Genomic DNA, 25,972 nt, shown 5'->3' on the forward strand with positions numbered 1-25,972 from the left:
AGCGCCCCCCTCCTTATCCTTTGCCGTATTTAGCTGGATTCTTCATGACATCTAATATTCTGCCTGCAACACGCTCCGAAGCATGGCCATCATCATAGGTCCCATATTTTCCAAACCATTCATCAAGTCTTTTTTGATAAACATCACCATCAAAAGCCAATATTTCATTACAGAGTTCCTCTGTAGTATGGCCTTTAGGATATGGATAATTATCTGGAAACACATAAAAACCCTGATACTTCTCTTCATATTCTTCCGCATCGTGATAGTATAAAAATACTGGCTTACGTTTTAATGAGAAATCCCACATAGATGAAGAATAGTCTGTAACCAATATATCAATCGCCGACAGCAATTCCTGCATATCGGGATAATAAGTTACATCAATTCCATTTTGCTGATATGAAGATATATCGACATATCTATAAACATAATTATGAAATCTATACATAACAACAAATTCTGAAGCAAATCGTTTTTCAGCTGCTTCACGGATCAGTGAAAGATCTATATCATAAATCTCTTGCAACCTGTCAGTGTCTCTGCTTTCCATAAGCTCATTCCTGAATGTAGGTGCATAAAGAATGATTTTCTTTTCTTTTCCTATATTATATCTATCCTTAATTGCATCCTCAAATGATACTCCTTTGAAAAAAATATCATTTCTCGGGTATCCCCAATCTTCTATCACACCATCATATAAAAAGGAGTTTCGATACACCTCATGACAAAAATTTGAGCCTGCTATCATTACATCAGCACCACTCCACCGTCGTTTTACAACCTCCTTGTCATTTCCAGCTTTCGCTCTGTGCAGAGGGCTATCCCACTCAAGTCGTTTTGAAGGCCCCATGCCATGCCAAGTATATATATAATATTGATTTTTTTGCTTAAATTTGCAACTGCTCGGCGAATTTACATTTGTTACCAAGAGTCTCGACCTGCTCATCACCATATAATATTCATAAGAACCAATTATTATCGGCTCAATCCATTCTGGCAACGCTGTGTTTTCTTCTTTTAGCACCCAATAAACCTTTATATCCTTATCCCTCTTATGCACCTCCTCTATGATATATTTGCACTGATCATAATATCCCATACCCCAAAAATTCCACACAACAATTTGATTATACAATTTTCCTTCTTCAGAAAAAAAAGCAAATAAATCAGCTTCCATATCTTCAAAATCCAAATCTGTCAATTGAATATTCTCTGCCCCAAGCATATCCAATTCATTTATAATGCCATGCGAAATGTCCTGCGATACAGCAATGTACACCATTTCCCTATTCAAATAAGTTTTTATATCCTGAAGCCCATATACACGACATCCACAAAATACCGTTTCCCCTTCTGCTTTATCAGTTACAACAATCCCTTTGACTCGATTCTCCATTTTGTTCATTTGAAGCCAGCTCATAAAGATTCTGGCGTAATGTCCTGCTCCATATACATAAAATCTATCTGGAAGAATTTCAACTGTCATGGTTTCTCCTTTGCAAAACGAAAATCAAAGCTTTTTCAAACTGGTTTCCCTAATGATTTTAACCGTATGATCAAAACCTCTATAAGCATCAAAACAGCCACTCCAGCCCAGGGCAATCAAGGCAGAGGCATCCAGGGAAGAATTCAGCATGGGATTGAACCCCCGTTTCTCCTTCTCACTTGGCAGTTCAGTACGAACCTCGCACCCCCCGGCTTTGGCCAAAATCTCCGCCATCTGCCTGATGGTGATGACAGACTCAATGTTTGAGATATTGTAGGCCTGCAAAGCCTTGCCTCTGAGCAGCACTTTGAGGATAGCCGTCACACAGTCCAGCACATAGCAATAGCTCCTGATCTGCGAGCCGTCGCTCTTCATGACGATATTCTCCCCCCTGGCTGCCGCATAAGCCCAGGCAGAAGAAACCCTGTTATCCGATTCCCGAGCCGTAGGTCCGTAAATATGCCCCGGTCTTACTATCACCGAATCCACGCCCCACTCAGCCCCGTAAGACACACACAGCGTCTCTGCAGCTCTTTTCCCCACGGCATAAGAACTGCGCGGCTGCAAAAGGTCTACATATCCATAGTCTGTGGTCTTGAAAGGCTCATTGCTCTCCGAGCGGCCATAAACCTCAGAACTGGAAATATACAGAAGCCTTTTGATGTGATTTGCCCTGGCATATTCCAGCAGGCTATATGTGCCCATGAAATTCCCCAGCATGGTTTCCACCGGTTCGCTGACAATCTTATTGGGCGAAGCATTCCCCGCGCCGTGGATGATATAGTCGCAGGTGATATCACCCTTCAGTTCCCCTGATACCGCATCGAAGACCACCACATCAAACCAAGACCTGTCAAGCAATGGCGCGAATCTCGCCCTCACTCCCGCTTCCATCCGGCCTGTGGCAATGATGGCTATCTTCGTCTCATGGGTATCATTCCACCTGGCCAGCAATTCTATCAGTGCCGAACAGATAAGACCGGTGCTGCCTGTCACCAATACCCTGCTGCCTGCCAGTTCCACCAGTTCCGGCAAAGTCTGCAGCACTTCATCGATATCTGCTATCCATTGCTTATTATTATAAAGTTCCATATTATCCCTTATTATCCCTTCAACCAATCAGAACGCTTCGCCATCAGGAGGGCCTTGAAGATATCTATATCCTCCACGGTAGTCAACTTGATATTTTTCTCGGAGCCTCTGGAGAAGTACACTTTCTCTCCCATCTCTACCTTCAGCGTGCATGAAGCCACAGAATTGGTAATCCCCGCCTCCAAGGCCCTCCTGTGAAGATCACAGATCTCACCAAGCCTGAAGGCTTGCGGCGTCTGTGTCCGCTTCAGATTATCACGCGGATATAGAGCCGAGGACTCTATCCCATCTTCAGTCCGAAGCATAGCCTCTGCACAAGGAATGACTGTGATGGCATTACCATACTCCCTGCACACACGGATATTATCTGAAATAATTTCCGCCGAGACCATTGGCCTGATGGCATCATGGATCAGGACGATATCATCTGCCGCATGATGCTTCTCCAACTCGAACACGCCGTTGCGTATAGAGTCCTGACCGTTTTTCCCACCTTTCATAACATATTTTAGCTTATTGATATTGAACTGCTTCGCATAAGCCCACAGGACATTCTCCCAACTCTCAACGCAAACTACTGCAATCTCGTCTATCTCAGGATGCTTCTCAAAAGCTTCCAGCGTATAGACGATGACAGGTCGTTCATTGACAGTAAGGAACTGTTTGGGTATATCCTGCTTCATGCGGCTACCAGAGCCGCCGGCTATCAAAAGTGCTATATTAGCCATTCTCACACCTCTAATTTTTCAAGTAGATCAACGTTCATATCAATCACATTCAAATTCTCACTCATCAATCTGCTCTTGATTTTTTCTCTTTGTATATCATCATAAATACTTATAACAAATGATTTTTCATGAATATCACTATCTCTAAGCCATATATCAATGCTCTTTACAGGTACATCGTATGAGTACTCTACATTCTTCTCCATACAAGTTACACTAAATCCATCCACTTTTATCTCATACTTTTTTAACAATCCAAAAAGTCTATTTCCATAATCTCCAGCACCGTATATTACTATTTTTCTCTTAACACATTTATCTATAAATTTTTTTTCACAACTATTAAAATCCTCCATTTTACGCCTGTAATAACCCTCCTTCAAAAAAACACTTTTTTCACTATCACTAACCGAACAAAGAACCCACTTCTGCATCCGATCTAATTTTTCTTGTAAAATAGATGGATTATATTTATATATTTGCAAAAGTTTCAATTCATTCATATGTAAAACATCTAATGTATTTTCTTGCAGAGCATCGTTATTATTTTCATATCCGATTCTCATCAAATCAACCGAAGCACTTAAATAATCAACAATATCCTTCACACGATAATCCTTTTTATGGATTCCTTTTCTATAACAATATACATATTGTTTAATCACATAAAACCTTTCCGCATTTGACAAAGCGATTGCCAAAAATACAGGATCTTCCCAATTATCATAATAAGGAAACCGCACATTATTCCTTAATAAAAATAACCTATTGTAAATAAAGCGCGTAAAACCATACGGATTTCCGTATGTATCAAACGACTTCTCCTCATTCCTAATAAATATAGGAACCTTGTTAAAAGGATACTTCACCCCCTTTACCCATTCCTTTTCAAACTGTATTATATTCCCACCACAGATGGAGACTTTATTAACTTCCGCATTCACATATAATGTTTCTAAAACAGACGAATCGCATAATATATCATCTCCATCCACAAACATTATATATTTGCCACAAGCAATTTCTATACCGGCATTTCTTGCAAAAGATACGCCTTCATGCGAATGTTTCAACAGTTTTATCCTATAATCCTTTTTTATAACTTCTTCAACAATACTGATAGTTTTGTCAAAAGAACCATCATCGATGCACAAAATTTCAATATCATACAGCGTCTGATTTATAATACTGCCTAAGCATTCTTCTATATACATTTCCACATTATACATAGGTATAATTATGCTAATGCAAATGTTCATTTAGCATCACCTAACCTCTTGAAATATCCACCATGTTTTCATAAAACATAACACCTTTCAATTTTTCCTCATCCAAAAACTACTCCCAACATCAGAAACCCCACCGCGTTCTTTCTCATATTCATCTTTGTGATATTTACCAATGTAATCCTCCCAAAAAAGCAACTCATAGTTCGGATTATCCATTAGCAGTGCATGTAGCAAAAATGCCTCTGTATATGGACGGCCACTTTTTATCCATGCTGATGGATACTCAAACGGATAGAAGATGTCATGAACGTGTATAATTACACCTTTCTTCAAACGAGGAAGAATTTGCAAAAACTCCATCACAACATCCCCACCACTTCTCAAAACGTGTGAGGAATCTATAAATAGCACATCGTCTTTCTCGAGTTCATCAAACACACTCAAATCGATGTTCTGTACAAAGTCATCGACTATCTTTAATTTCTGCTCATCTCCCTTCTTCATAATTGAATATAATCTATTTGGATAAGGTTCTATACAGGTCATATCAGCACTGCAATCCCAAAACTCAATAGTATCAAGCGCTACAGCAGTAGAATAACCACTACCAATCTCAATTATCCTTTTAGGATTGTAATGCCTTATCATAGAGTGATATACAATGGCATCTCCATATTCGAACATATCATTATGTCTATACCTAAAAAATTTATCACTATAATGTTTATAAAATTCTTTAGCAAAAGCACCTATCACTTTCATGAACGCAAGTTGGCCTTCTATATTCATTGCAACATTCTTTATTGAATTACCTCTCCACTTTTTAGATAGTTCGCACTCCATTTTATTTGCATAAGGCGATTCATAAAAGTTAAACGGTTTTGCCGCTTTATAATCCATATCATCAGTAAACTCTGGATGAAAATGATACATCCACTCTATTTCATTCATATATAAAACATTTTTAAAAACCTCTGACACCTCATTTCTAATAGCATCAAGTTCCTGCTTAGAAAGATTCGGACTTATAATACACACGTAATCATTGCCTTTTTCCAAACTTCCTAAACCAATTGTCATTAAACCTTTGAACTTCTTTCCTACCACTCTATCAACAACACACTTAACTACATATCCATTTTCACTTAATATATCAAACAAGAGTTCACCACGATCCCCCGCACCATAAATTGCTACCCCGTTTTGTCTCATCTTATGTATTAGATTTCCATAAAACACTTCGTCCATAATACTCTCCTCATCCATGCTTCTATTAAGTTAATCGTTCAGATTTAACCCTCTTTGCAAGCTGCATAAGCAAGCGTTCAATCTCACTGAAAGTCCTTTCTTCTTCTGATAATAACCCTGGCTGATTTAAACGAATAGCTACTGAAAAAACATTCTCCCACACTTTCATAAGGTTGACCTTTGAAAACACTTCCAAACTTGATTTTGCTTCACTAGAAAGTTGCTTTCGAAGCTCACTGTCACTAAGTATTCTCACCAAAGCATCCGCAGCCCCTTTCTGGTCATTCTGTGGTACAGCAATATATCCACGCCCATCTCTTAAAAGCTCTAGGTAGGGCAATTCATACATGACCAAAGGTGTGCCGTATCTTTTGCTTTCTGCCACACTCATGGGGAATCCCTCGAACTTAGAGGTCATCAACATGACTGAAGCTTGTCGATAGTATCTCTCTACATCAGTGTGAAATCCTAAGAAGTCAACATTGCCCAATAGGCCACGTTCCTCGAACATTTTGCGCAGGCGTGCTTCAATTTCTGGATTGTCAGCCTTTCCTACTATCTGTAACCTGGCTTCCGGCAATACCTGAACAACATTTTCCAAAATTGCAGGTAACTCAAGCACTTGTTTCTGCGTCTGATCTATCCTTTGCAAGCATAGGATAGTATAAGGCATAGGTTCTGTATCTACTTCTACTGGAGGATCTATAGGATTAGGTACATACACGCTGTTACAGCCCAACAAACGCCAAAACATTTCATCTACCTTGGAAAGAGTAACCAAAACATCCACCCTTCGCCCTATAGATAAAATATTTTCATTCGGCATATTTTCAATAAAGCTGAAATTATTATGCAGTTCCAGCACCACAGGTACACCAGCCTGTTGTACACACAATAAATCATAGAGTGCATTTGTCCCTCTTGCATGACTACAAAAGATATCCACATGATAATCCTGTAGTGCCTTAAGCAATTGCTCGCAACGCCCCTGCCGTCCACACTCATGCGCCAGCAATACGCGCTTTACTTCATCCGGCAACGAATATTCCATATCCTCCTTGATTTCATCAGTGAACAGCACTAATTGATAATCATGTACATGAAATAATTGCAAAAGTTTTGATATTACCCTCTCAATGCCACCGTTGTAATAACGCATATAATATATTCCAATTGTTCTAGGCAATTTATCTTCCATAGTTCTTTTGTTAGCAAGAGGCATCCACTCAGTAGCAGTGGCCACATTCTCTCTAAAGACAAGTTCCAAAAAATCAACGTATTTAGAAATACCTACCATATCTAGCAGTTGACTGCCAACAACTTGACTGTTAGTCCATGCATTATCTGCAAAAAGTACACACATCGCCAGCATATCTTGTATAGGTTCAATCCAATCAGCATGCCCCCGCAACTCACACGCAGCACGCAAATCCTGCCTAAAACTATGGAATCTAGCAGAAATTTCCTCAGGTACTCTACAATCCCACCAATCACCAACGCTACCTTCAGACCGCAAACCTAAGGCTTCTGCCAACTGCCAAAACAAGCCTGATTCTCGCCAAAGCCAAGCATAAAAATCTACTAAGGTTAAGTAATCAGACAACTTGCAATAGCTATGCTGCTCCAGTTCAGCCACTATAGCAGCATTTTGTGCAACAGCTATCACAATAGGATATCTATTTTCATGCCAGATATCTTTTGGCAATTTTATTTCCCTGCCGTAAAACTTCTTTCCTTTTTTTTCTACGTTACTATCTAAGAACCAAGGAACTTCACAGGCTTTCTCACCTAAAATTTCCTCAACTAAAAAGTTAGCCTCAGATATCCATTTTATGAGTCTTGATGCCTCTCTCCCAGTCCCCCATATGATAAACTCCCTTTGCATGCAACCCCCCCTAAGAATCAACATTACCTTTCATATGATTTCATGAAAAATCTCCATTCACACATCCCACTTAATTCCAATCTATAGCTTGGAATTTATAATTCCAGGATGTTCACATTTTATTGTACTTAACACATCATCAGCCTTTATTAGATTTATACAATGTGGCGTCTCTGAATAGCAGGTAGCTCCGCATCCTGGCAAAGCGTGATCAGGACGCACTATAGAGTATTTTGTTTCCCAAGCATGATATCTAATTGGTGATGAATACTCTAATGGATCTCCACCTACAGGATGACAAATAATCTCAATCACCGGAACCTTCCATGCAGCGGCTATATGTGTCAATCCAGTATTACTCCCTATATATAAAGAACACCTTTTTATAACAGCCGATACTATTCCCAAAGATGTCTTGCCAGCCAAATTTATTATATTATTAATATTAGACTCTTTAATCAGGTAATCCCCTATTCTAACCGTTTCAACACCTCCTAAAATCAAATAATAATTTTTCTGATTTATTCCATGAAGAGCAAGCAACAGCTCAAGATAATTATGTTTATCCCAAACCCGTCTCGGATCATTGGCATAGGGAACTATGGCAATCATTTTACCTTCATCACCCAGTTTTACACCGCTTAAAATTTTACTTGCCAGCCTTTCGTCTTCAGCAGTATGCCAAAAATCTAATCCACTAGAATATACTTTTCCCCTTAAAAATTTTACAATATATAAATTACGTTCTACCTCATGCATAGGAGCAGTTGATTTGATAGCTACAGATAAGAATTTATCAAAATTCCTATTTAATATAGCCTTCGCTGGCATATTTGTCTCAGAAAAACCAACTCTCACGGTTGCACTACTAAAGACCGCAAGTAATAGAGATTCTATATGTATATTATACCATCCTTGTATAAAAACAACATCATATTGCACTTGACATAAATGTGCTTCAGAAAACATTTTGCTTATTTCAATAGCTCCATGTATATCTGAAGCAAAATATTTCCTATAATCATAAACAATAACCGTATCAATATAAGGACATAGTTCCATAAATATTTTCACCTGCGGTTGCACAACCACAGTAATATTTACATCAAGAGCGCAATTCTTTCTGAGTTCTCTTATAAACGGTAAATACATTATCACATCGCCTATATTTTCAATACAAATTATCAGTATTTCCCTCCAATCCCGTAAAGAAATATTCTCTAATTTAATTTTATATGGAAATAACTTTTCTAATGCTGAAACTCTGTAGTCTGATATAATACGCTGAGAAGCCCCCATAATTTCATACATTTCTTGACTAGGAATAAACATATGACTTAAATCAAGGTTACTATTTGACAACACTTCTTCATGGTATTGATTCCCCAAAGATAAAACTATTCCTATTCCTCCATATATACTCATCTCATCATATTGCATTATAGGTAAATCTAAATAAAACCTTTCATTACTCACTTTAGACACTATGAATCCCTTAGGATGAATATTTATTTCTTCTAGAAAATCTTTTACATATTTGCCAAGTTTTCCCGCCCCCCAAAGATAAACCTCCTCATGACTGCCAGCGAATGTTGTCAATGAATTAATCAACTCTTCTTTTTTTTCTATAAATCTTCTCGGGTTAACTATCATCATAAGCCTCCCGCTATGGACAAACACCACATCATCACTGGCATAATTATCATAAATCACTTTAACAGAACTCATAAAGAATATACTCTAACGAAACAGTATCATAATCTACATATTTCCGCAATTCACTCCTTAATGCTTCATACATTCCAATCGGAGTAATAACAACAGCGTCTACTGGAGGCAACTTATCTTCAAGTGTAAATGTAGGGTAAGAACATATTTTTAAAGATTTATTTTTATCAATAATATATTTTATCTCAACATCACTGCCAACCAAATTTGCAATTAGATGCTTACCTAGCCTTCCACCTCCATAAATAGCTATTCTCCTATATTTATTCCTATAAAAAAAACTCCTTACCTCCTCTCCCTTCTCGTTTATTCTCAACCATTGACTCAACGCATTAATTACAAGACCTTGTTTTTTCATATCAAGATAATATCTTCCATCAGTTCCACTATTTTCAGATATTCTACCATTATTTATGCCGGGATTATCTTCTATTTCATCATTGTATACAGTTCTCCTTACAGCTTCTAAAAGGCCGAATCCATTTTGTTCATCTGGTTCTAAGTACATTCCCTCCCCCCATTCATTCCATGCATTAAGGAAAATAAAATCTAACTTCTTATACTTACAGTATCCATATAATTTACGAAAATATCTGTAGAACTTTTCATCATTAAAATTTATACATACAGTTCCTAAATCCCCATGACGAGGAGTATCATCGTAATTAACACAAGCACAACAATAGCAAGGCTTATTCATACCTTGAATATCATCATATGATAGTATAGAATCCCACATTTCATCATAATCCAACGTAGCAACATCTTCAACATGCTTTTTGATTTTATGTTTAGCTGCTATAGGGTAACGTATCATCCATGAATTTATATCATTAATATCTATTACTGGCATAGACTCCTTTATATCACCTATTAAATAAACCCCATCAAATCCTTCTCGTTTCAAAACCTCATTCCAAACCTCCATCATATCTACTAAGCAATGAATATTGTGCGGATAATACAGCACAAACACAGGTTTATTATTTATTTTAATATAACGTGAATCTTTAAAGAACGGAATTAAATATTCAATATGTTTTTCCCACACACCTCTCGTTCCATAATTTTGCATCAAAAGAATTTCATTATCAAAAATTTTGTTATTTTTTGATGTCCACGAATTCACCTCTACATTCATAACCTCCCATGTTCTAGCCCACGTCTCATTCGCCCAGCAAAAACAGAACGGCATATCTATATCTTTCCATTTTAACAGATTTTCTGCCGGTCTTTCTAAAATGCGTCTCCCATCTTTAAACCAATAATGATAAAAACAAAATGCATTTACCCCATACTTCCTCGCCAAATAAGCTTGCCAAACCATTACATCTTTTTCCATTAAGTCATAGTAATTACTATTTAGTGGAATTTTGGGTTGTGAATGCCCATTAAACATAGGACATGCTTTTTTCACCGCAGTCCATTCGGTATATCCCTCTCCCCACCAATCATCATTCTCCCTCACACGATGAAATTGAGGCAAGTACATCGCTATAACACGTGGTGATGATTGGTTAATATTCTTAATTTCATCATTCTTGTCCATTCTCTATTTCTCCTATGATTTTTAACATTTGTCACTTAACGAACCAACATAATTTAATATCATACTTTCTATCTCAATATATTATTTATTATTTATAGCATTAGCGATAACATCGTATACTGACATTGCCGTTCTTTGAGGATCAAATCTTTTTAATGCCTCTCCCTGTGCCTGCCTGGCCATTTTTTGCATTTTTGAACGATGTTTTTCACACCATATCAAGCATTCGGCAAGTTTTTTGGGATTTCCAAACTCATACAACAATCCATACTTACCATTTTCTAGCAATTCAGGATTTGCTCCAGTATTAGATGCTATCGTCAACAACCCTGATAGCATATACTCAACAGTTACTCGGCCAAAAGCTTCCATGCGCGACGCCATCACACCAATTTGACAGTTGCATAAATGACTTGCTACATCAGTCGTATACCCCAAAAATTTAACTCTATCTTTTAATAAATTCGAATTAGCATATTCATTTAGTACTTCTTGATATATAGGATCCTGCGGACCATAGAATTCAACTTCATAATGTTTCAACACTTCTTTGGGTAATAAACTCAATGCTTCTAGAACCTCTTTTTGGTTTTTACACTCTTTAACAAAGCCACACATACCGATCCGTAAAACATCTTGATAGAATTCATCTTTCTTATGTGTTCCTGCATAGTCAAGACTAACTCCATTCGGTATTAGGCAAAATACATTTTTCTGTTCTACAACATCTTCACATTTAGACATTAACGCTTTTGATATACAGATAGCCTTATTACTATTATTCAAAATATATTCTAAAGCTTCCTTTCGGCCTAGAAAAAAATGCCAGCCAAAATCCTCCTCAACGAATTCCCGAATATGCCAGATATGTGGCCGGTCTAATTTCCGAGCCATATTGGCACCGATATTAATCACACTGCTATTAGAGTAGACGAGATTAAAGCAGCAATTCTTCAGCAACGAATCAAGTTTATCCACTACTAGAGTATTATCAGGAATCTTACCCCCATCACAATCTCCTACCCACCATAAAAAATGTGCTACCAAACTAGGAATATTATGTTTATTAAGAACCTTATTTAAATCACCTGCATTAGGAGATACAATCAAAGATTCCATTCCCATAGCTTGCCAATATAGCAAATTTTGTAACAAACTCCTATTAGCTCCCAAAAGTTCTGAACCATGAGTAAAAAACAACACTCTCATAGATTCATAAGATATCCCCTCCCGCCAAAATCTTAACTTTTGTGCTGTCAGCGCAAAGGAATCATCCATAATTCTATATCTATACATTAAATCGTCAAAAAAAGCACTAGATAAAATTACTATCTTTAGTCCAGTTTCAGATAAAGATGATAATATTGCAGATTTATTTTTCTCATTTACAGCTAAAATAATAGAAACATCGCTTAAATCTCCTGCTTCTGATACTTGCATGACAGGGTAATCAGATATTTCATCTGGATGCTTTTCTCCGTTCGATACTAGAAATCCAGTTAAATTCCATTCCATTTGTCTTGACATCCATGCCAAAGCATGTCCATAATGGCCAGCGCCATAACCAAACACACGAACAGATGAATTCAAGCATTCTTCTATTTTATTTATTCCAACTTGAATTTCCATCTAGATCTTCTCCATTCATCTCAATCTCGACCAAACACATCGCAAGTATAAACTTTATCCCTCTCATCTTCCAAGTCCTTATGCCAACGATTGGCAATAAGGATATCGCTCAATCTCTTAAATAGAACTAAATCATTCACAATACTGCAACCTCTAAATTTAGGTTCTCCAATCGTAGGTTCATATATAAGGCACTCAACTCCATACTCCTGCAGTTTTTCTATTACATCTAGCACAGCACTAGAACGAAAATTATCCGAGTTCTTTTTCATAGTCAAGCGATAAACTCCTACAGTCTTTGGTTTCCATTTTATGATTTCTCCGACTATAAAATCCTTACGAGTCCTGTTAGCCTGCACTATGGCAGTAATTAGATTTTGTGGTACATCTTCATAGTTAGCCAATAGCTGCTTGGAATCTTTGGGCAAACAATAGCCACCATAACCAAAGGATGGATTGTTATAGTGGTCACCTATTCTAGGATCCATACACACTCCCCGAATGATTTCCTCCGTAGACAAATTCCTGATGGCAGCGTAGGAATCAAGCTCATTGAAATACGCCACACGTAGGGCCAGATAAGTGTTGGCAAAAAGCTTCACTGCCTCGGCCTCCGTTGGCCCCATCAGCAACACAGGCACTTCATCACTCTCTGCTGCCTCCAGGAAAAGTCCTGAGAGCCGCCTGCCCGCCTCGCCCTTGTCGCCAAGTATGATGCGTGACGGATGCAGACTGTCATGTAGAGCATGCCCCTCCCGCAGGAACTCTGGGGCGAAGTAGATATTTTCCCTGCCATACCGTTCCCGCAGTCGCAAAGTGTAGCCCACGGGGACAGTGGAGCGTATCAGGATATCCACCCCAGGCGCAAACTCCAGCACCTCATCAATGACGCACTCAATTGATGAAGTATCAAAGAAATTTTTCTCCGCATCGTAGTCGGTAGGTGTAGCAATGAGCACCAATTCGGCTCCACACAGAGCCGTACTCGCCTCCGAAAAAGCAGAAATCTTCACCAGGCCTTCCGATAGCCACCTCTCCATGCCCTCATCCCGCACTGGAGACTTCCCCTGCCTAATCATAGCTACCCGCTCAGCAGAGATATCCAGAACTGATACTTCGTGATGCTGTGCCAGCACTAATGCATTGGCCATACCTACATATCCAGCACCTGCTACCGTTATCTTCAACCCCAACACTCCCTAGAACATAACATCTAATCACAGTCATTCCTTGATTATTTTTTATCTGTTGCGTTATTATGTAATATAATTCGCAGTGCCTTATCATAGTCTCATTAAAGACAATCAACAATTCTCATTTTGGATTATGTTTTTTATGCGCATATTTAAAGGAAAACGTTGACAAGTATCTGTTATCCTCCAATATATCTCTAACATTATAAATATAGCCATCTACATCAGGATTAATATACTTACGTACATAAAACTTGTTTAACTCTATATATTCTTCCGAGCTAAGCAATCTCAAAATTTTCTCTACAAGGTTTTTATAGGCTTTTTCCACTTTATTTTTTTCATTATTGTGACACACTAAAATATACTTAAGATTATGCTTAAACCCATCTGAATCTATTATCTTCTGATAATATTCATCCATTGCATTATTAATGAAATAATTTTTGTTGATTATATCACAAAAAACATCAACATAATCAACAAATGGAGATTCAATCAAATAAGATATTTCCGATATATAAGAGTTAAATGACGGGCTTTCTCTATCAACCGGCGTAGCTAGAATCTCATACCCATTAAATACAGGCAACCCTCTCATTTCCCTAAGTAACATACGTAAAGTTTGTTTGAGCAGCACTAAATCATCTATTTTCGGTGCATTTTTCAAAACATCCGCATAGGAAAAAGGCTCAGTTTGCACTAGTTCCACAAATTCTTCGTCCACTTTAGCAACAATTATTTTTTCAGCACGATGATTTAAAATATGATTTTTTAATGCTCCATTTAAGTTAAATACACGCATACTATTACTGCTATATTTTTCTATTTTGCTAACTAGTTTATTTGGTAAATTTATTTCATCCAATTTTTCTGATACAAAAAAGACTTTTTGATTACGAAGATCACAACATTTTACATATATTTCTTCCTCTGATTCAAACGAATAATAATTTCCTATTGAAATATCTTTTAGCAAATCCTTATACTCATGCCATAATTCATCAGATTTATACGAATATTGCTTAGCAAATTGATATACTAATAAAATTGTATCTTTAATTTGAGGACGTTCATTTCTACCAATTTTATCATCCAATAAATAATCTATAAGTAATTTTGCAGTTTCCTCTAGAGATGTCAGTAGTATTCTCCAAATATAACCACAATATTCCTCTCTTATCGTATTACGATTAATATTAACAACTTTGTCAGCATTCTCCCCCATCAAATCAATGCACCAAGTCACATAAGGCAAAAATGGGATATTATTTTGTTGTCCAAACATCCAATCACACACGTGAGAATGCCTATAAAAAATTACATTATAAGGCAGTTCTATCGAATCGTTAATGGTTCCATATTGATGTTTCCTATCAACTTCATTCTGCAATAATATTTTACACATTAAGTGACAATTTAAAGCAGGAAAAAAAACGCTTGTTTTCACGCAACCATTTTTTATATCTACTTCTTTTAAACCATTCGAAAAAAAAGGCGGAATATTTAACAAAGGTATATCTTCGCCATTTCTATGATCAGTAATACTTATATCTATAGGGACAACATCCCATTTCTTCTTTTTCATTTCCAGACCACGCATATGTTGTGACGGATGCAAATCACCATATTCAGCCCTCAATTTTCTAAGAAACCACGGACTCAATATCTTATGGCAATAATAATAATTAGGACATCCCAATTCATCTGCATTTAGTTTTGTCAAATCCACTATTAACTTAACTTCCGTCCCTTGCGCAAAACGTTCCTTATACTCTTCTACGATTATATAGCCAGCATCACGCGTAGCATTTTGAAATGTGAGTTTCTTGGGGGCTTCATTTATTGTTTTAGTTACAATAACAAATTGGTCAACTAGCAAGAATATAGATTGCATCCCCATACCAAAAGCGCCTGATGGACGCATCCAATCCGGCATTTTGCGTAAAAGGTTCCTAGAATATGCCGATCTTTTATTAGAGACCTCTGCAATTCTATGAATATCTTCTACAGAAATACCAATTCCATTATCGCGTATACATATTTCCACATGTGTATTATCGATTTCTTTTACATACCCCTTTATTTGATATGCTTTCCAATCAATATAATTATCTTTTAATTTTTTAATTATATCTTCCGGTGTTCCATCAAGTATCTTCTCATCATATAATCGAAAAATTGTAGCATCTACAGCATTTTGTATAATCTCACGTATACATACCAACTTATTTCGATAAATACCGCCACCAGCAAATAGCTGAAACATTCTTTTACTAGATATATGATAATTAAGATTGGCTAACTCAGCCCACTTATTACTTCCCTTAAACATAATTTCACGCTGAACCAACCGAGGAGAGTTTCCAAAATTTTCCGGTGCAATCTCACTCCAATGTAGTGCAATGTATTCACAAGTATTCTGTATCCAATCCATCCATTGCCGCATTATCCTATATACTTCATCATTTTCAACATTAGATTTTATATAGATTTCATTATAATCTATCAGAAATCTCTCAACTGATTCATGTTTTTTTAAATGCAATTTTGATAAATGAGGCATAGGCGTTGATGATTCCAAAGAGTATTCATTAAATCGATCCGTGTCTAAATCTAATAAATCCCCCAAGCAAAGCATAGCAACTATGAAACGTGGATGCATATAATCATCAAATATTCCGTTTTCCTTATGAGGGATATCCATAATATGTTTAATTGATTTTTGATGCTGCTTACAAATTGATGCTAACAGTTTCTGGTTACGAATCCCGAAGCAATGCTTTATTGCTTCATTACTTATTATATATCCGGCGCTACGCTCAGCGTGACCCGATCTATATACATGTTCTATTACTTCTATCACATCATTATATACTTCAATCGAATGTTCGTAATCATTATCATTAATTGTAAAATTACATAGCCTCCTAGCAATATGTTGTAATTCAGACTCAGAATCATTAGCTAAATCATTTAGATATCTTTGAAATTCTTCAGATATTAATTTAAAATAAATTTCCTCATATTTTAAAGCCATTCCTATGTCATGTAAATAAAAACTTGATAACATCATCATAAGATCAGAACATGATAGTTTTTCTATTCTCTCTACCCCCAACAGTTTACTTATATGCTCTCCTATTTTTCTTGAATGAGATATATCATGTTTACTAAAATGTGGAAAATGAACACAAACAGTCTCCAATTTCTTCGCAGTCACCATTTTAATAACATTCCACTGATTCACTTTATCTTGGACGTCAGGGTTAGTTTGACTAAGAAATTCTAATCTATCTTCTAAGTACATAATATACACCTTCACATTCAGCATTCTACATCATAAGCATTTAATCAACCCGTAACGTCCAGAAATTTCTTCTACTACGGCTATAACCTCTATCTCTTCACAGATACCAACTCTGGACTGCCTGTCTTCCCTGTCCTGGAGCGTGCTTCCCGCCACGACCTTCCTGCCATGCTGCACGGACTTGCCTGCATCAAGACATTCTTCACGGACTGGAATATTTCCGCTTTGATCCTTGATTCTGCACACAATGCAGCAGCTGTGTACGAGATGTGCAGCAAAAACAGCATAACACCCTTCATAGACTTGAACCCTCGCGGTACGAAATCTGCTGAGGACAAGAGATATACCATTGGAGATGACGGTGTGCCAATCTGCCCTCTGGGACTTCCCATGAAGCCCAATGGCACTGACAAGAAGCGGCACAGAGCCAAATATATTTGCCCGAAGACAAAATACGCTGAAAGGCTGTGCCTGTGCGACAATCGCTGCACAAAATCCACTTATGGACGTGTTGTAAATATAAACCTCAAGGATGACCCACGGCTTTTCTGCGACCCTCCACGAGGTTCGCCTCAATGGAAGCAAGCCTACAACAAGCGCACATCTGCTGAACGGGCCAACAAACGCATAAAGATTGACGGACTGCTGGAAGAAGGGCGCCATCGCTCATCCATGATGTGGTATATTCGATTATTCGCCATACTGTCCGTCATTCACATAGATGCTTGGCATGAGCGCAAATGTGAGAGTGCATGAACCCTGAAAAAAATTCAATTTTTCAGGGCTGGGTATCCTGCGCCAATTTTTCCATACACTTTCAAGCTACGGTATTCCAACCTTGTATAAGGGCATTTCACATCACCTCAATACCGATGATTGCCAATTCTCATTTAGATTGCCGAGGTTTTCTAATTCACATAGTATAGCCCACTGGCACAGTGGATCGAATAAGTATGTCTGCCGCAGGAGCAAACTCTAGCACTTCTTCAATAACACACTCTATAGAAGACGTATCAAAAAAATTTCTCTCCGCATCATAGTCAGTAGGCGTAGCAATGAGCACCAAATCTGCGCCCTGCATACACTTATCAACCTCCGTAAAAGCAGAAAGCTTCACACGTCCTCTTGCTAACCAATCCTCCATTCCATCATCGCATACTGGAGATACACCCTTCTCTATCTTGGCAACTCTTTCAATTGAAATATCCAGTACAGACACTTCATTTCTCTGGGCTAAAACTAAAGCATTTGCAAGCCCTACATAACCAGCACCTGCTACTGTAATCTTCAATGTGAACACTCCCCATAATTACAAACATTCTTTCTCAGAGGGCTTTCCAAAACCATACATTTTCTACGAACGATTATATATATCAGTTAACTCGTCATATAAATCCTCATCAAACATTTTTATATATTCAAATTGCATATCAACTTTCTCCTTAGGATATAGTCCCATAGCTGCGCTCGATTGTATTGTTATAATCTTTTCTAGCGGAACATCTAAAAAATAGAAAAATTCAAACGGAAAATCACTACGAATAACTTCACACTCTGGAAATGCGTTTTTATAATCAAAATCATCTCTTGGATGAGGTTTTATCAACACTCGAGAACAATCATATTTATTTAATATTTTTTTATACATTGTCAACTGTTCATCATTAGTAAAAGAATATACAAATGTTTTCATCGGTTGTGTAAGCAAAATATAATCAAAACCATCTTTTACATATTTTCTGATATCTTCAATAGGAACATCAAAAAGTTCCAAGATTTTTTCCTTGACGCCTTCATTTTTTGCATACCACAAAGATTTTAAGTTTTTTACTTCTACTTTGTCCTTTATCACTTCAGGAATACTCAATCTTCCAGTAAGGATTATTTTTTTTGCATACTGATTATATCCATAAACTGTAGCATTCTGCCAATCACCTAGCACAGGCAACATAAATCTAAATCTATTTACATACTTAGGCAAATAATTTGTAGTGCCATCTTCCAATACAGTAAATTTATCCCGACTAAAATAAACATCTTCTGGCATCCCATCTGGTGCGTAAACTTCTAAGCGACGCACCGATGCATACAAAGCCAACAATCTAATACAATCAAACAGACGAGCTTTTTCCTCTTTATCATACGATGCTGTTTTACAACAATTAATTCCTATTGCTTGCATCCGATGATACAGTTTATTGGGAAAGACATCACTAAGGAAGAAATAGGTATTCTCCCAGTCATCTTTCAAAAGCAAGTATTGAAGAAACATATAAGCAGAACTAGCACACATAATCTCCTTAATTGTTACATGACTATGAAGCATAGTTCGCAATGCTTCATCATAAATACTACCAAATCTATACTTGCTAAAATCAATGCCCATTTCAAGTGCTGTAAACAGCAGATTAACGGGTAATATTTCATTCTTATCTGAAATTGACATTAAATAATTATATATATTTGAAAAATCCCATACAGGCGTCACAATGACTATAAGATGTTCAGAATTAATTAACACCTCTCTTAAATCCAAGGAAAATGAAGAATATATTGGAATATTATGATACATTTCTGCTTTTGAAGCATTATCTATAAAACAAAGTATATCATAGATTTCAAAAATGTCATCACACAGATATTTCCCTAAGTCTCCGCAACCATATATAACAATCTGTTGCTTCTTATTGAACAATGTACCTATATCCAGTTTATGAACTTTCGTCCGCAAGTAATGATGGATATTTTTTCTTTGAATATCTTGTCTTATTCCCATATTGTTATTTGACTCCTTCCAATACCATACTGTATATATTTTCTCCTATATTCTCACTATGCTCTCTATCTATTTTATCCAAAGCAAATTCTAAATTTATTATACACTTAATAAAAACAGGCAAACTTCGTTGCGACATCTCTGGTAAAATTTCATTTTGTCTCATGCCTGACTTGATATATAATTCGACTTCATTATCCTCCATTGTATTTTTCTTATGCTGCTTAACTCGTCCATTTACGCAATCCACTTCGTATAGTATTCCTTGCCTGCTATGAAGTACAAAGCAACGGTTATTCAATATATCATGAGTAATAACAGGAAACCTAAAATATTTTGATGGCATCTCTATGCCCGTTTCATCATTCTCTGATAAAAAATCCATGATATCCACAGAAGAAATTCCATTCCGGGGATTAATTGTCAAAATTTTATTTCCATAACACGGAAACAAAACTTGATTATCACCGTAGGTGACCCCCCCAAAAAAACGAGGATATAAACTGTTATCTGTAGGTAATTCTATTTTTTTAAATTCATTAATTGCTGGGTTCCAAAATACTATATCATCACCATCAGCACTAAGCACGATAACATTATCATTCATAGCCACTAAAGATAATGATTTAAATTCGAATGGCATCTCTACTACATCGCTACGCATTATATCTAGGTCAATAATAACAATTTTATTTGTTTCGTACGGAGTCAAATATAAATAATGATCTTTTACAACAAACGAATCACGATTGAAGAACAATTTTCTCTTAGGAATTATGTCTTCTACATCATCACTCCACCGTGTATGAATTTTATACGATTTTGAATTACCATTATACTCAACAATATACCCATTAAATGAACAAATAAAGAATGCTTTGTCATGGTAGTTAACCACTAAATCATATGCTTGCTTTGAATCAACAAATGGAGAATCTATATATGGCACATCCAATGAAATCTCATCAAAAGTTCCATTGTTCGTATCAAATTCCAAAAAATCACTATGTTTTTTTATAAATCTAGGAGCAATTATTACTTTATCACCGACTTTTGCCAACACCCCATACTGTGGACGACCTTTTTTTAAACCTTCTTCATCACAAGGCAATTGAGCCAAGCATACAACTTTATCATCAGACAAACTCATCTTATAAAGTCCATAAAAATAATTTTTTTGTGGAACAAACCATAAGTCATCATTATCTACCGCAAAACATGTAGCATCTATTTGTAAAGCTTTCTCCATTTGCAACTTCCTCCGATTGATACCACATGAATACTCATATCATACTCGTTTCTACTTTTTTAAACCTATTAATTAAATACTTAAATGTCAAATCCGTTACAAACCCTTCCAGCACTTCGAATTTCTGTTTATGCACCAACTCTCTAACTTTTGATGCACTAATTACACCAACATCATTGTTCAATCTAGGTATCTCTATAAACTGTATACCATACTGTGGTAGAATTTTACGCATATCATCATTATACTGACGTGTTACATTATCCAAAGGCTCTTCTCCAGCAAAACGAACTGTAATATCAAGACAAGGTGCAATTTCTTTTGCAAAAACAATTATATCTTTCGATGCATCAATTATTTTGTTCTGCAATTTTTCTTTATTAAAGTATTCGGAAAAAGTCTTAGTAGAAATAACAAATTCGCCACTTGGCATTATTAGTACACGATCTAAATCAGCAAGATTATCCTCAACCATCTTGAATCTGTCTACAAATGAAAACTCTGACTTATCCTCCTCAACAACAAATACAATTAAGTAATCACATTGTTTCAATGCTGTTTCAACCAAATAACGATGGCCTTTAGTGAACGGATTACAATTCATGACTACTGATCCTATTTTAGGCCGAAGATACTCATCATATATTATTTTAAGTTTTTTCTTATAGAAATATATTAAATCATCGGATTCAACACCTAATAGGCCACAATGTTTATTCTTATCATTAACGATAGGTACTTCTTCACCAATATTTTTTCCAAAAAAATTATTTCTATCCAAAAAATCGAATATTCCATCTGAAACCATGCGATTTCCATTCTTTGAGAAGTGACCATCTGTATATATTTCTCCATAATCATGTGGACGAATAGATTTCAGATACAAGTCGCAATAAGGAATCCCCCACACACCGTAGTTTGGCAATCCCCAGCATGGGTGTGCAACAAAAAAAACGATATCTCCTTGTTTGCAAGGCAGTGATTTCAAATTAGCCACGTCCCTAACATAATCAGGTCCTGGAAATCCATAATTCCACACAGCAAATTGTTTATCTGGCACTAGTTCATTTAATTTCCTTTGAAGAAAGGACTCAAACGTGTTAAAATCCGACACATATTGACCAAAAACCGTAGAAGGGCCTACAAAAAATATAGATCTTTGTATTTCCTTTGGTTGATTTGTGGTAACCCTTATACCATTTCTAGTATTCACAGAAGCACTTTCACACTCTTCAAATCTTCTTGACCCATCCAAATTCAAATACGAATTAGGCACTATAAACGAATCCTTAAACTCATCAAATGAGTCGAAATCACCACAAAAATGAAATGCTTTTTCCTTCCACACCTCTTTTAATAACTGAGTATCCGCCCCCAGCGCATCCAGCCACTTTGGATTTTCCCTCTCTTGTAAACGTATGAATTTCTCGTGAAGACTCAAATCAATATTATGCTTAGATATAAATCGACGAGGCATACGCAATACACACAGCGTCACCCCCCCAATTTCTGAATATTGCCTTAGTGCATTATCAACCGGATTCAATTCACTATGGCAGATACAGTTATCGAAAGTATCGAAAGTTTTTGTATCAATCAAGTAATCTCCTTCTAAATCAAAAACCAGAAAATTAAAGCCTCTACCTCCATGCAAATAATTTGCACCATCAATTTGCAAATAAGCGCCCATACCGAATCCAGTATTACATCCAAATCCTGCACTATAAACTTCAAATGTATGTCTGCCGATATTTCCTCTTAAAACAATTGGTTTATCCAGTTCTTCAGAACAAATTTCCTGCAATACCGTTCCCTTATCCAAAACAACCACATATGGTCTGCGAAATTTGTCAGCCATATTCACTGAAGTACCAAGGCATCTCATGAAATGGTGGGATAGATCAGGCGTGAACGATACTCCAGCTCCAGTATCCCCCACTGCAATAAAAACAACAAATGTCTCTTTTGCTACTTTTAACAGATTCAAATATCTTTCAAAATCTTTTTCTTTTTTCAGTTTTCTAATGAATAAATCATATGAGTTCACAGCCCCATCCATGCCGTACTCACTCCTCAGATAATGCATTTGATTACGCGTAAAAATTTCTTAATTAGTCTGAATTTAATTCTGCGGTCTTATTTATAACTTCGATTAAACCAGCATCCTGCTTCTCATAAATCAAATATTTAGCTATAACCTGCATATACTCGAAATCCATTTCATGATCCAAATCCAATACAGCAGTATCCTTTCTCTTTATAATCCCACACTTACCTGCCAGCAACATAGCATCATCTCTAAGAAACTCAGGCTTATAAGCATAGATAGAAGCATCCATATCATAAACTGGGGGACATTGCTGTCGAGCTGTGCATTCACTGGGGTACACCAATGACACTGTACCATCCTCATTTTCCTTGACCATATTAAAATAAGGATTACGTCTAGCATCGACCACAGAGAAAACAACATCATATTCAAGCGTCTTTGCCTTGTCAACTAAGGCTTCAATATCTTCTACTGTCCGAATCGGAGATGTGATATCAAAATCCACTACTAAGTCATATTCTACTCTTGTAATTTTTTCAATTTCGTTCAGAGTATCCCATATGACCAGTTTCTTGGCCACTCTGTCTCCTGCCAAATCCTCCTTACGGGGCACAATCAGCGCATTTATTTGCGTATTGCCCTCAATCATATCTTTCATTTCCGAACTATCGGTATTGAGTGCTATGTCTATATGATGCTCAGGATGTTTATCACGATAAAGGACAATCGCTGCAAAGGTATAGAATAGCAAGGGATGCCCCAAGAATTCTCTAAAGTTCTTCCCCTTTATGCCCTTAGAGCCTGCCCTGCCGCAGACGGTAAACAAAAGATTCACTGCTTCATCCCCCTTGCCAGTCGCAAAACACGCATGGCGTGTTCTATACTATTGGTATTCTCCTGATTGCTTGTTAGTGAAAGGAAGTACCTGAGTTCTGCTTTCTGCATCTCGTCCCGCTCCTGTGGAAGATCAATGCATGTTCCGCTTTTAAAGAAAGATATCCTTCCCTTAATAAAATCGGCCTTCAAGACATCATCTTCCATAAATATTTCCATTTCACGGCAAGCCGAGCGCCCGAAGTAATCCAGGTGAAGGCTCACGGACATATTTGGATACACTCCTATGTAGAGAGCGTTATCACAGCTATCAACAGTAACATCACTGTATCTGCCATGAAGAGAATATACCTCCTCCGGCAGACCAAAGAGATAAGAAATATAGTCCCACTCATGGATGAGGTCTATGTCCACTCCACCTCCCATGGATTCATTAGCACTGTAGCATTTCTTCCAATCCATGCCTGGTCTCCACTCCGGCAGATAGCTGGAACAGATAGCACGTAGGCTGTAAACTCTTTTGCCAGGCAGATAATCCTTCAGATACTGCACAATCCTTGTATAACGCAAGGGAGCCGCCACATAACAGATGTGCTCCGGGGTTAGCCCCAGTTTTGACATATCTTCCTGCCCGCTTAAAAATACCGGTTTTTCAATAAAAATTCTCTTGGTGTGCGTAACTGCCTGTTGCAACGTTTTGTAGTGGAAGGCTGTGGGATTAGTGATAAAAATGCAGTCATAACAGGCATCTACCTCGCCCCAGGAGGATATCTCCTTGCTCAAGGCCTTCTGCTCGGTCTCACCCAAGACTCTTTTAGTGCTGCGCAGAGCATGACACACCAGTCCCACTTGCCTCTCAGCCATAACCTGACTCATATTCCGCAAATGACGAGAACCCATGGATCCCAGACCACAAAACAGCACCTTCATCATTTTATCCCCTCTATTTCATCAATCCAGGACAAAATTTTTAAATCTTCTTTGTAACCATAGACAGGCTTTTCATCTCTGGTAATACAAGCAACATAGGCCTCTATTTCATTTTCATAAGCATTCTCGATGACGTTACGGCTATAATTGTCATCATGGCGGACTGCCTCGCTTCCATATAGTTCCACCGATACCAAATCCTTCGTATCGAGATTCTTCTCTTTAAGGCCAGCAGGAGTGCCATCCCATTGTATAAACAAGTTTTCACCATAGACGCACAAATCACGTACTGCCTCCCGTGACACTACGTCCACTGTCAGCACACCCTTGCATCCTCCCTGATGATGAATTGTCACCATATAATTATCATGGTATGGCAGTTCCAACTGCGTCATCTTACTTGATACCACATGAACCTCCTCTATGGCACCAAATGCCGAAGTGAGCCATGGGAGTTCTATGGCAAACAATTCCCGACAAGCATTGGACTCCCGTTTGGCTACAAAGTAATTACGGTAGTCCTCCCAAGGATGCCAATCCGGCAAATACTGTCCCACATGATACAGATAAGAGAGTGGATATTCAGTCATGACGGCCTTGCGAATTGTGTATTGTATCTCTTTACGATATAAAAAGGTTGAAGAAAGGAACAGCCTCAGATTTTTGCTTTGCGCCAATTGCATATTTTCTTCATACCTATAAGGCTGCAGATTAAGTTCTGTAAAGACATGAAGTCCGGCAGACAGACACTCATGCGCTATATCCCCATGGGATAGCGGAGAGGTAGAGATTATGGATGCATCCAGAGGTATTTTCGCCAATGCATCTGCCAGACTGGCAAATACAGGCACAGAAAATTCTTCTGCAAAAGTTTTCCGCCGCTCTTCCTGGATGTCGATGCCTGCTACATGAAACCCAGGATACAACCTACGCACAATCCTGGCTCGCCTTTTCCCCATTGATCCCAAGCCAATGATAACCACATTCAGTTCTTCCACTGTTTAGCCTCCCTCAAAGTGGTTACCCACCATTCAACGAGATATACTCCAGTTT

The 25,972-nt window shown here is 37.4% G+C and carries 18 protein-coding genes and 1 pseudogene; 1 reads left to right on the plus strand and 18 read right to left on the minus strand.

Going from position 1 to position 25,972, the window contains the following annotated elements:
• Positions 1 to 13 precede the first annotated feature (13 nt).
• The 11 genes from P159_RS0112040 to P159_RS0112090 all read right to left on the minus strand — a co-directional run bounded on the left by P159_RS0112040 (position 14) and on the right by P159_RS0112090 (position 17,080).
• Positions 14 to 1,489, minus strand: coding sequence for a CDP-glycerol glycerophosphotransferase family protein (locus P159_RS0112040; protein ID WP_029544373.1), 1,476 nt, complete (start codon positions 1,487 to 1,489; stop codon positions 14 to 16).
• Positions 1,490 to 1,513: 24 nt separating this feature from the next.
• On the minus strand, positions 1,514 to 2,581 hold the full coding sequence (locus P159_RS0112045) for an NAD-dependent epimerase/dehydratase family protein (RefSeq protein ID WP_029544374.1): 1,068 nt from the start codon (positions 2,579 to 2,581) through the stop codon (positions 1,514 to 1,516).
• Between the two features lie 11 nt (positions 2,582 to 2,592).
• A complete protein-coding gene (locus tag P159_RS0112050; protein ID WP_029544376.1) occupies positions 2,593 to 3,309 on the minus strand; it encodes an IspD/TarI family cytidylyltransferase in 717 nt (238 codons plus the stop codon).
• Between the two features lie 2 nt (positions 3,310 to 3,311).
• On the minus strand, positions 3,312 to 4,568 hold the full coding sequence (locus tag P159_RS19525; RefSeq protein ID WP_029544377.1) for a glycosyltransferase family 2 protein: 1,257 nt from the start codon (positions 4,566 to 4,568) through the stop codon (positions 3,312 to 3,314).
• A 57-nt stretch (positions 4,569 to 4,625) separates the two neighbouring features.
• Positions 4,626 to 5,786, minus strand: coding sequence for a class I SAM-dependent methyltransferase (locus P159_RS19530; RefSeq protein ID WP_185753725.1), 1,161 nt, complete (start codon positions 5,784 to 5,786; stop codon positions 4,626 to 4,628).
• A gap of 25 nt (positions 5,787 to 5,811) precedes the next feature.
• Entirely contained in the window at positions 5,812 to 7,671 is a 1,860-nt protein-coding gene (locus P159_RS18740; protein WP_037377051.1) for a glycosyltransferase, read from the minus strand.
• Between the two features lie 81 nt (positions 7,672 to 7,752).
• On the minus strand, positions 7,753 to 9,399 hold the full coding sequence (locus P159_RS0112070; RefSeq protein WP_080705987.1) for a glycosyltransferase family 9 protein: 1,647 nt from the start codon (positions 9,397 to 9,399) through the stop codon (positions 7,753 to 7,755).
• Positions 9,386 to 10,948: a glycoside hydrolase family 99-like domain-containing protein gene (locus P159_RS0112075; protein WP_051650337.1), complete on the minus strand. Its 1,563-nt coding sequence runs from the start codon at positions 10,946 to 10,948 to the stop codon at positions 9,386 to 9,388. Before P159_RS0112075 ends, P159_RS0112070 begins: the two co-directional genes overlap by 14 nt.
• Positions 10,949 to 11,029: 81 nt before the next feature.
• The gene (locus tag P159_RS0112080) at positions 11,030 to 12,577 is read right to left on the minus strand and encodes a glycosyltransferase family 4 protein (protein ID WP_029544385.1); all 1,548 of its coding nucleotides are present in this window, start codon (positions 12,575 to 12,577) and stop codon (positions 11,030 to 11,032) included.
• Positions 12,578 to 12,597: 20 nt separating this feature from the next.
• Positions 12,598 to 13,764, minus strand: a complete 1,167-nt coding sequence (locus tag P159_RS0112085; RefSeq protein ID WP_029544387.1) for a nucleotide sugar dehydrogenase — start codon at positions 13,762 to 13,764, stop codon at positions 12,598 to 12,600.
• Positions 13,765 to 13,891: 127 nt separating this feature from the next.
• Positions 13,892 to 17,080, minus strand: a complete 3,189-nt coding sequence (locus P159_RS0112090) for an ATP-binding protein (protein ID WP_029544389.1) — start codon at positions 17,078 to 17,080, stop codon at positions 13,892 to 13,894.
• A gap of 81 nt (positions 17,081 to 17,161) precedes the next feature.
• On the opposite strand from P159_RS0112090, the pseudogene P159_RS0112095 reads away from it, so the two are divergent.
• Positions 17,162 to 17,836: pseudogene (locus P159_RS0112095) on the plus strand (hypothetical protein); the annotation flags it as partial.
• Between the two features lie 157 nt (positions 17,837 to 17,993).
• On the opposite strand, the gene P159_RS0112100 reads toward P159_RS0112095, so the two are convergent.
• The 7 genes from P159_RS0112100 to P159_RS0112130 form a co-directional block, all read right to left on the minus strand.
• Entirely contained in the window at positions 17,994 to 18,371 is a 378-nt protein-coding gene (locus P159_RS0112100) for a hypothetical protein (RefSeq protein ID WP_029544393.1), read from the minus strand.
• 63 nt (positions 18,372 to 18,434) lie between these two features.
• The gene (locus tag P159_RS19535; protein WP_051650338.1) at positions 18,435 to 19,856 is read right to left on the minus strand and encodes a glycosyltransferase family 52; all 1,422 of its coding nucleotides are present in this window, start codon (positions 19,854 to 19,856) and stop codon (positions 18,435 to 18,437) included.
• Between the two features lie 4 nt (positions 19,857 to 19,860).
• Complete coding sequence (locus P159_RS0112110) at positions 19,861 to 21,105, minus strand: hypothetical protein (protein WP_029544396.1); 1,245 nt, start codon at positions 21,103 to 21,105, stop codon at positions 19,861 to 19,863.
• 34 nt (positions 21,106 to 21,139) lie between these two features.
• Positions 21,140 to 23,164, minus strand: coding sequence for an adenylyltransferase/cytidyltransferase family protein (locus P159_RS19540; protein ID WP_051650339.1), 2,025 nt, complete (start codon positions 23,162 to 23,164; stop codon positions 21,140 to 21,142).
• 52 nt (positions 23,165 to 23,216) lie between these two features.
• Entirely contained in the window at positions 23,217 to 23,990 is a 774-nt protein-coding gene (locus tag P159_RS0112120) for a hypothetical protein (protein ID WP_029544400.1), read from the minus strand.
• Positions 23,987 to 24,922, minus strand: a complete 936-nt coding sequence (locus P159_RS0112125; protein WP_029544402.1) for a Gfo/Idh/MocA family oxidoreductase — start codon at positions 24,920 to 24,922, stop codon at positions 23,987 to 23,989. The genes P159_RS0112120 and P159_RS0112125 overlap by 4 nt, the downstream gene beginning before the upstream one ends.
• Positions 24,919 to 25,917, minus strand: a complete 999-nt coding sequence (locus P159_RS0112130) for a Gfo/Idh/MocA family oxidoreductase (protein ID WP_221174095.1) — start codon at positions 25,915 to 25,917, stop codon at positions 24,919 to 24,921. Before P159_RS0112130 ends, P159_RS0112125 begins: the two co-directional genes overlap by 4 nt.
• Positions 25,918 to 25,972: the final 55 nt, after the last annotated feature.

Origin of the sequence: Selenomonas sp. AB3002, from assembly GCF_000702545.1 — a bacterium.
In the GTDB taxonomy this organism is placed as follows: Bacteria; Bacillota; Negativicutes; order Selenomonadales; family Selenomonadaceae; genus Selenomonas_B; species Selenomonas_B ruminantium_A.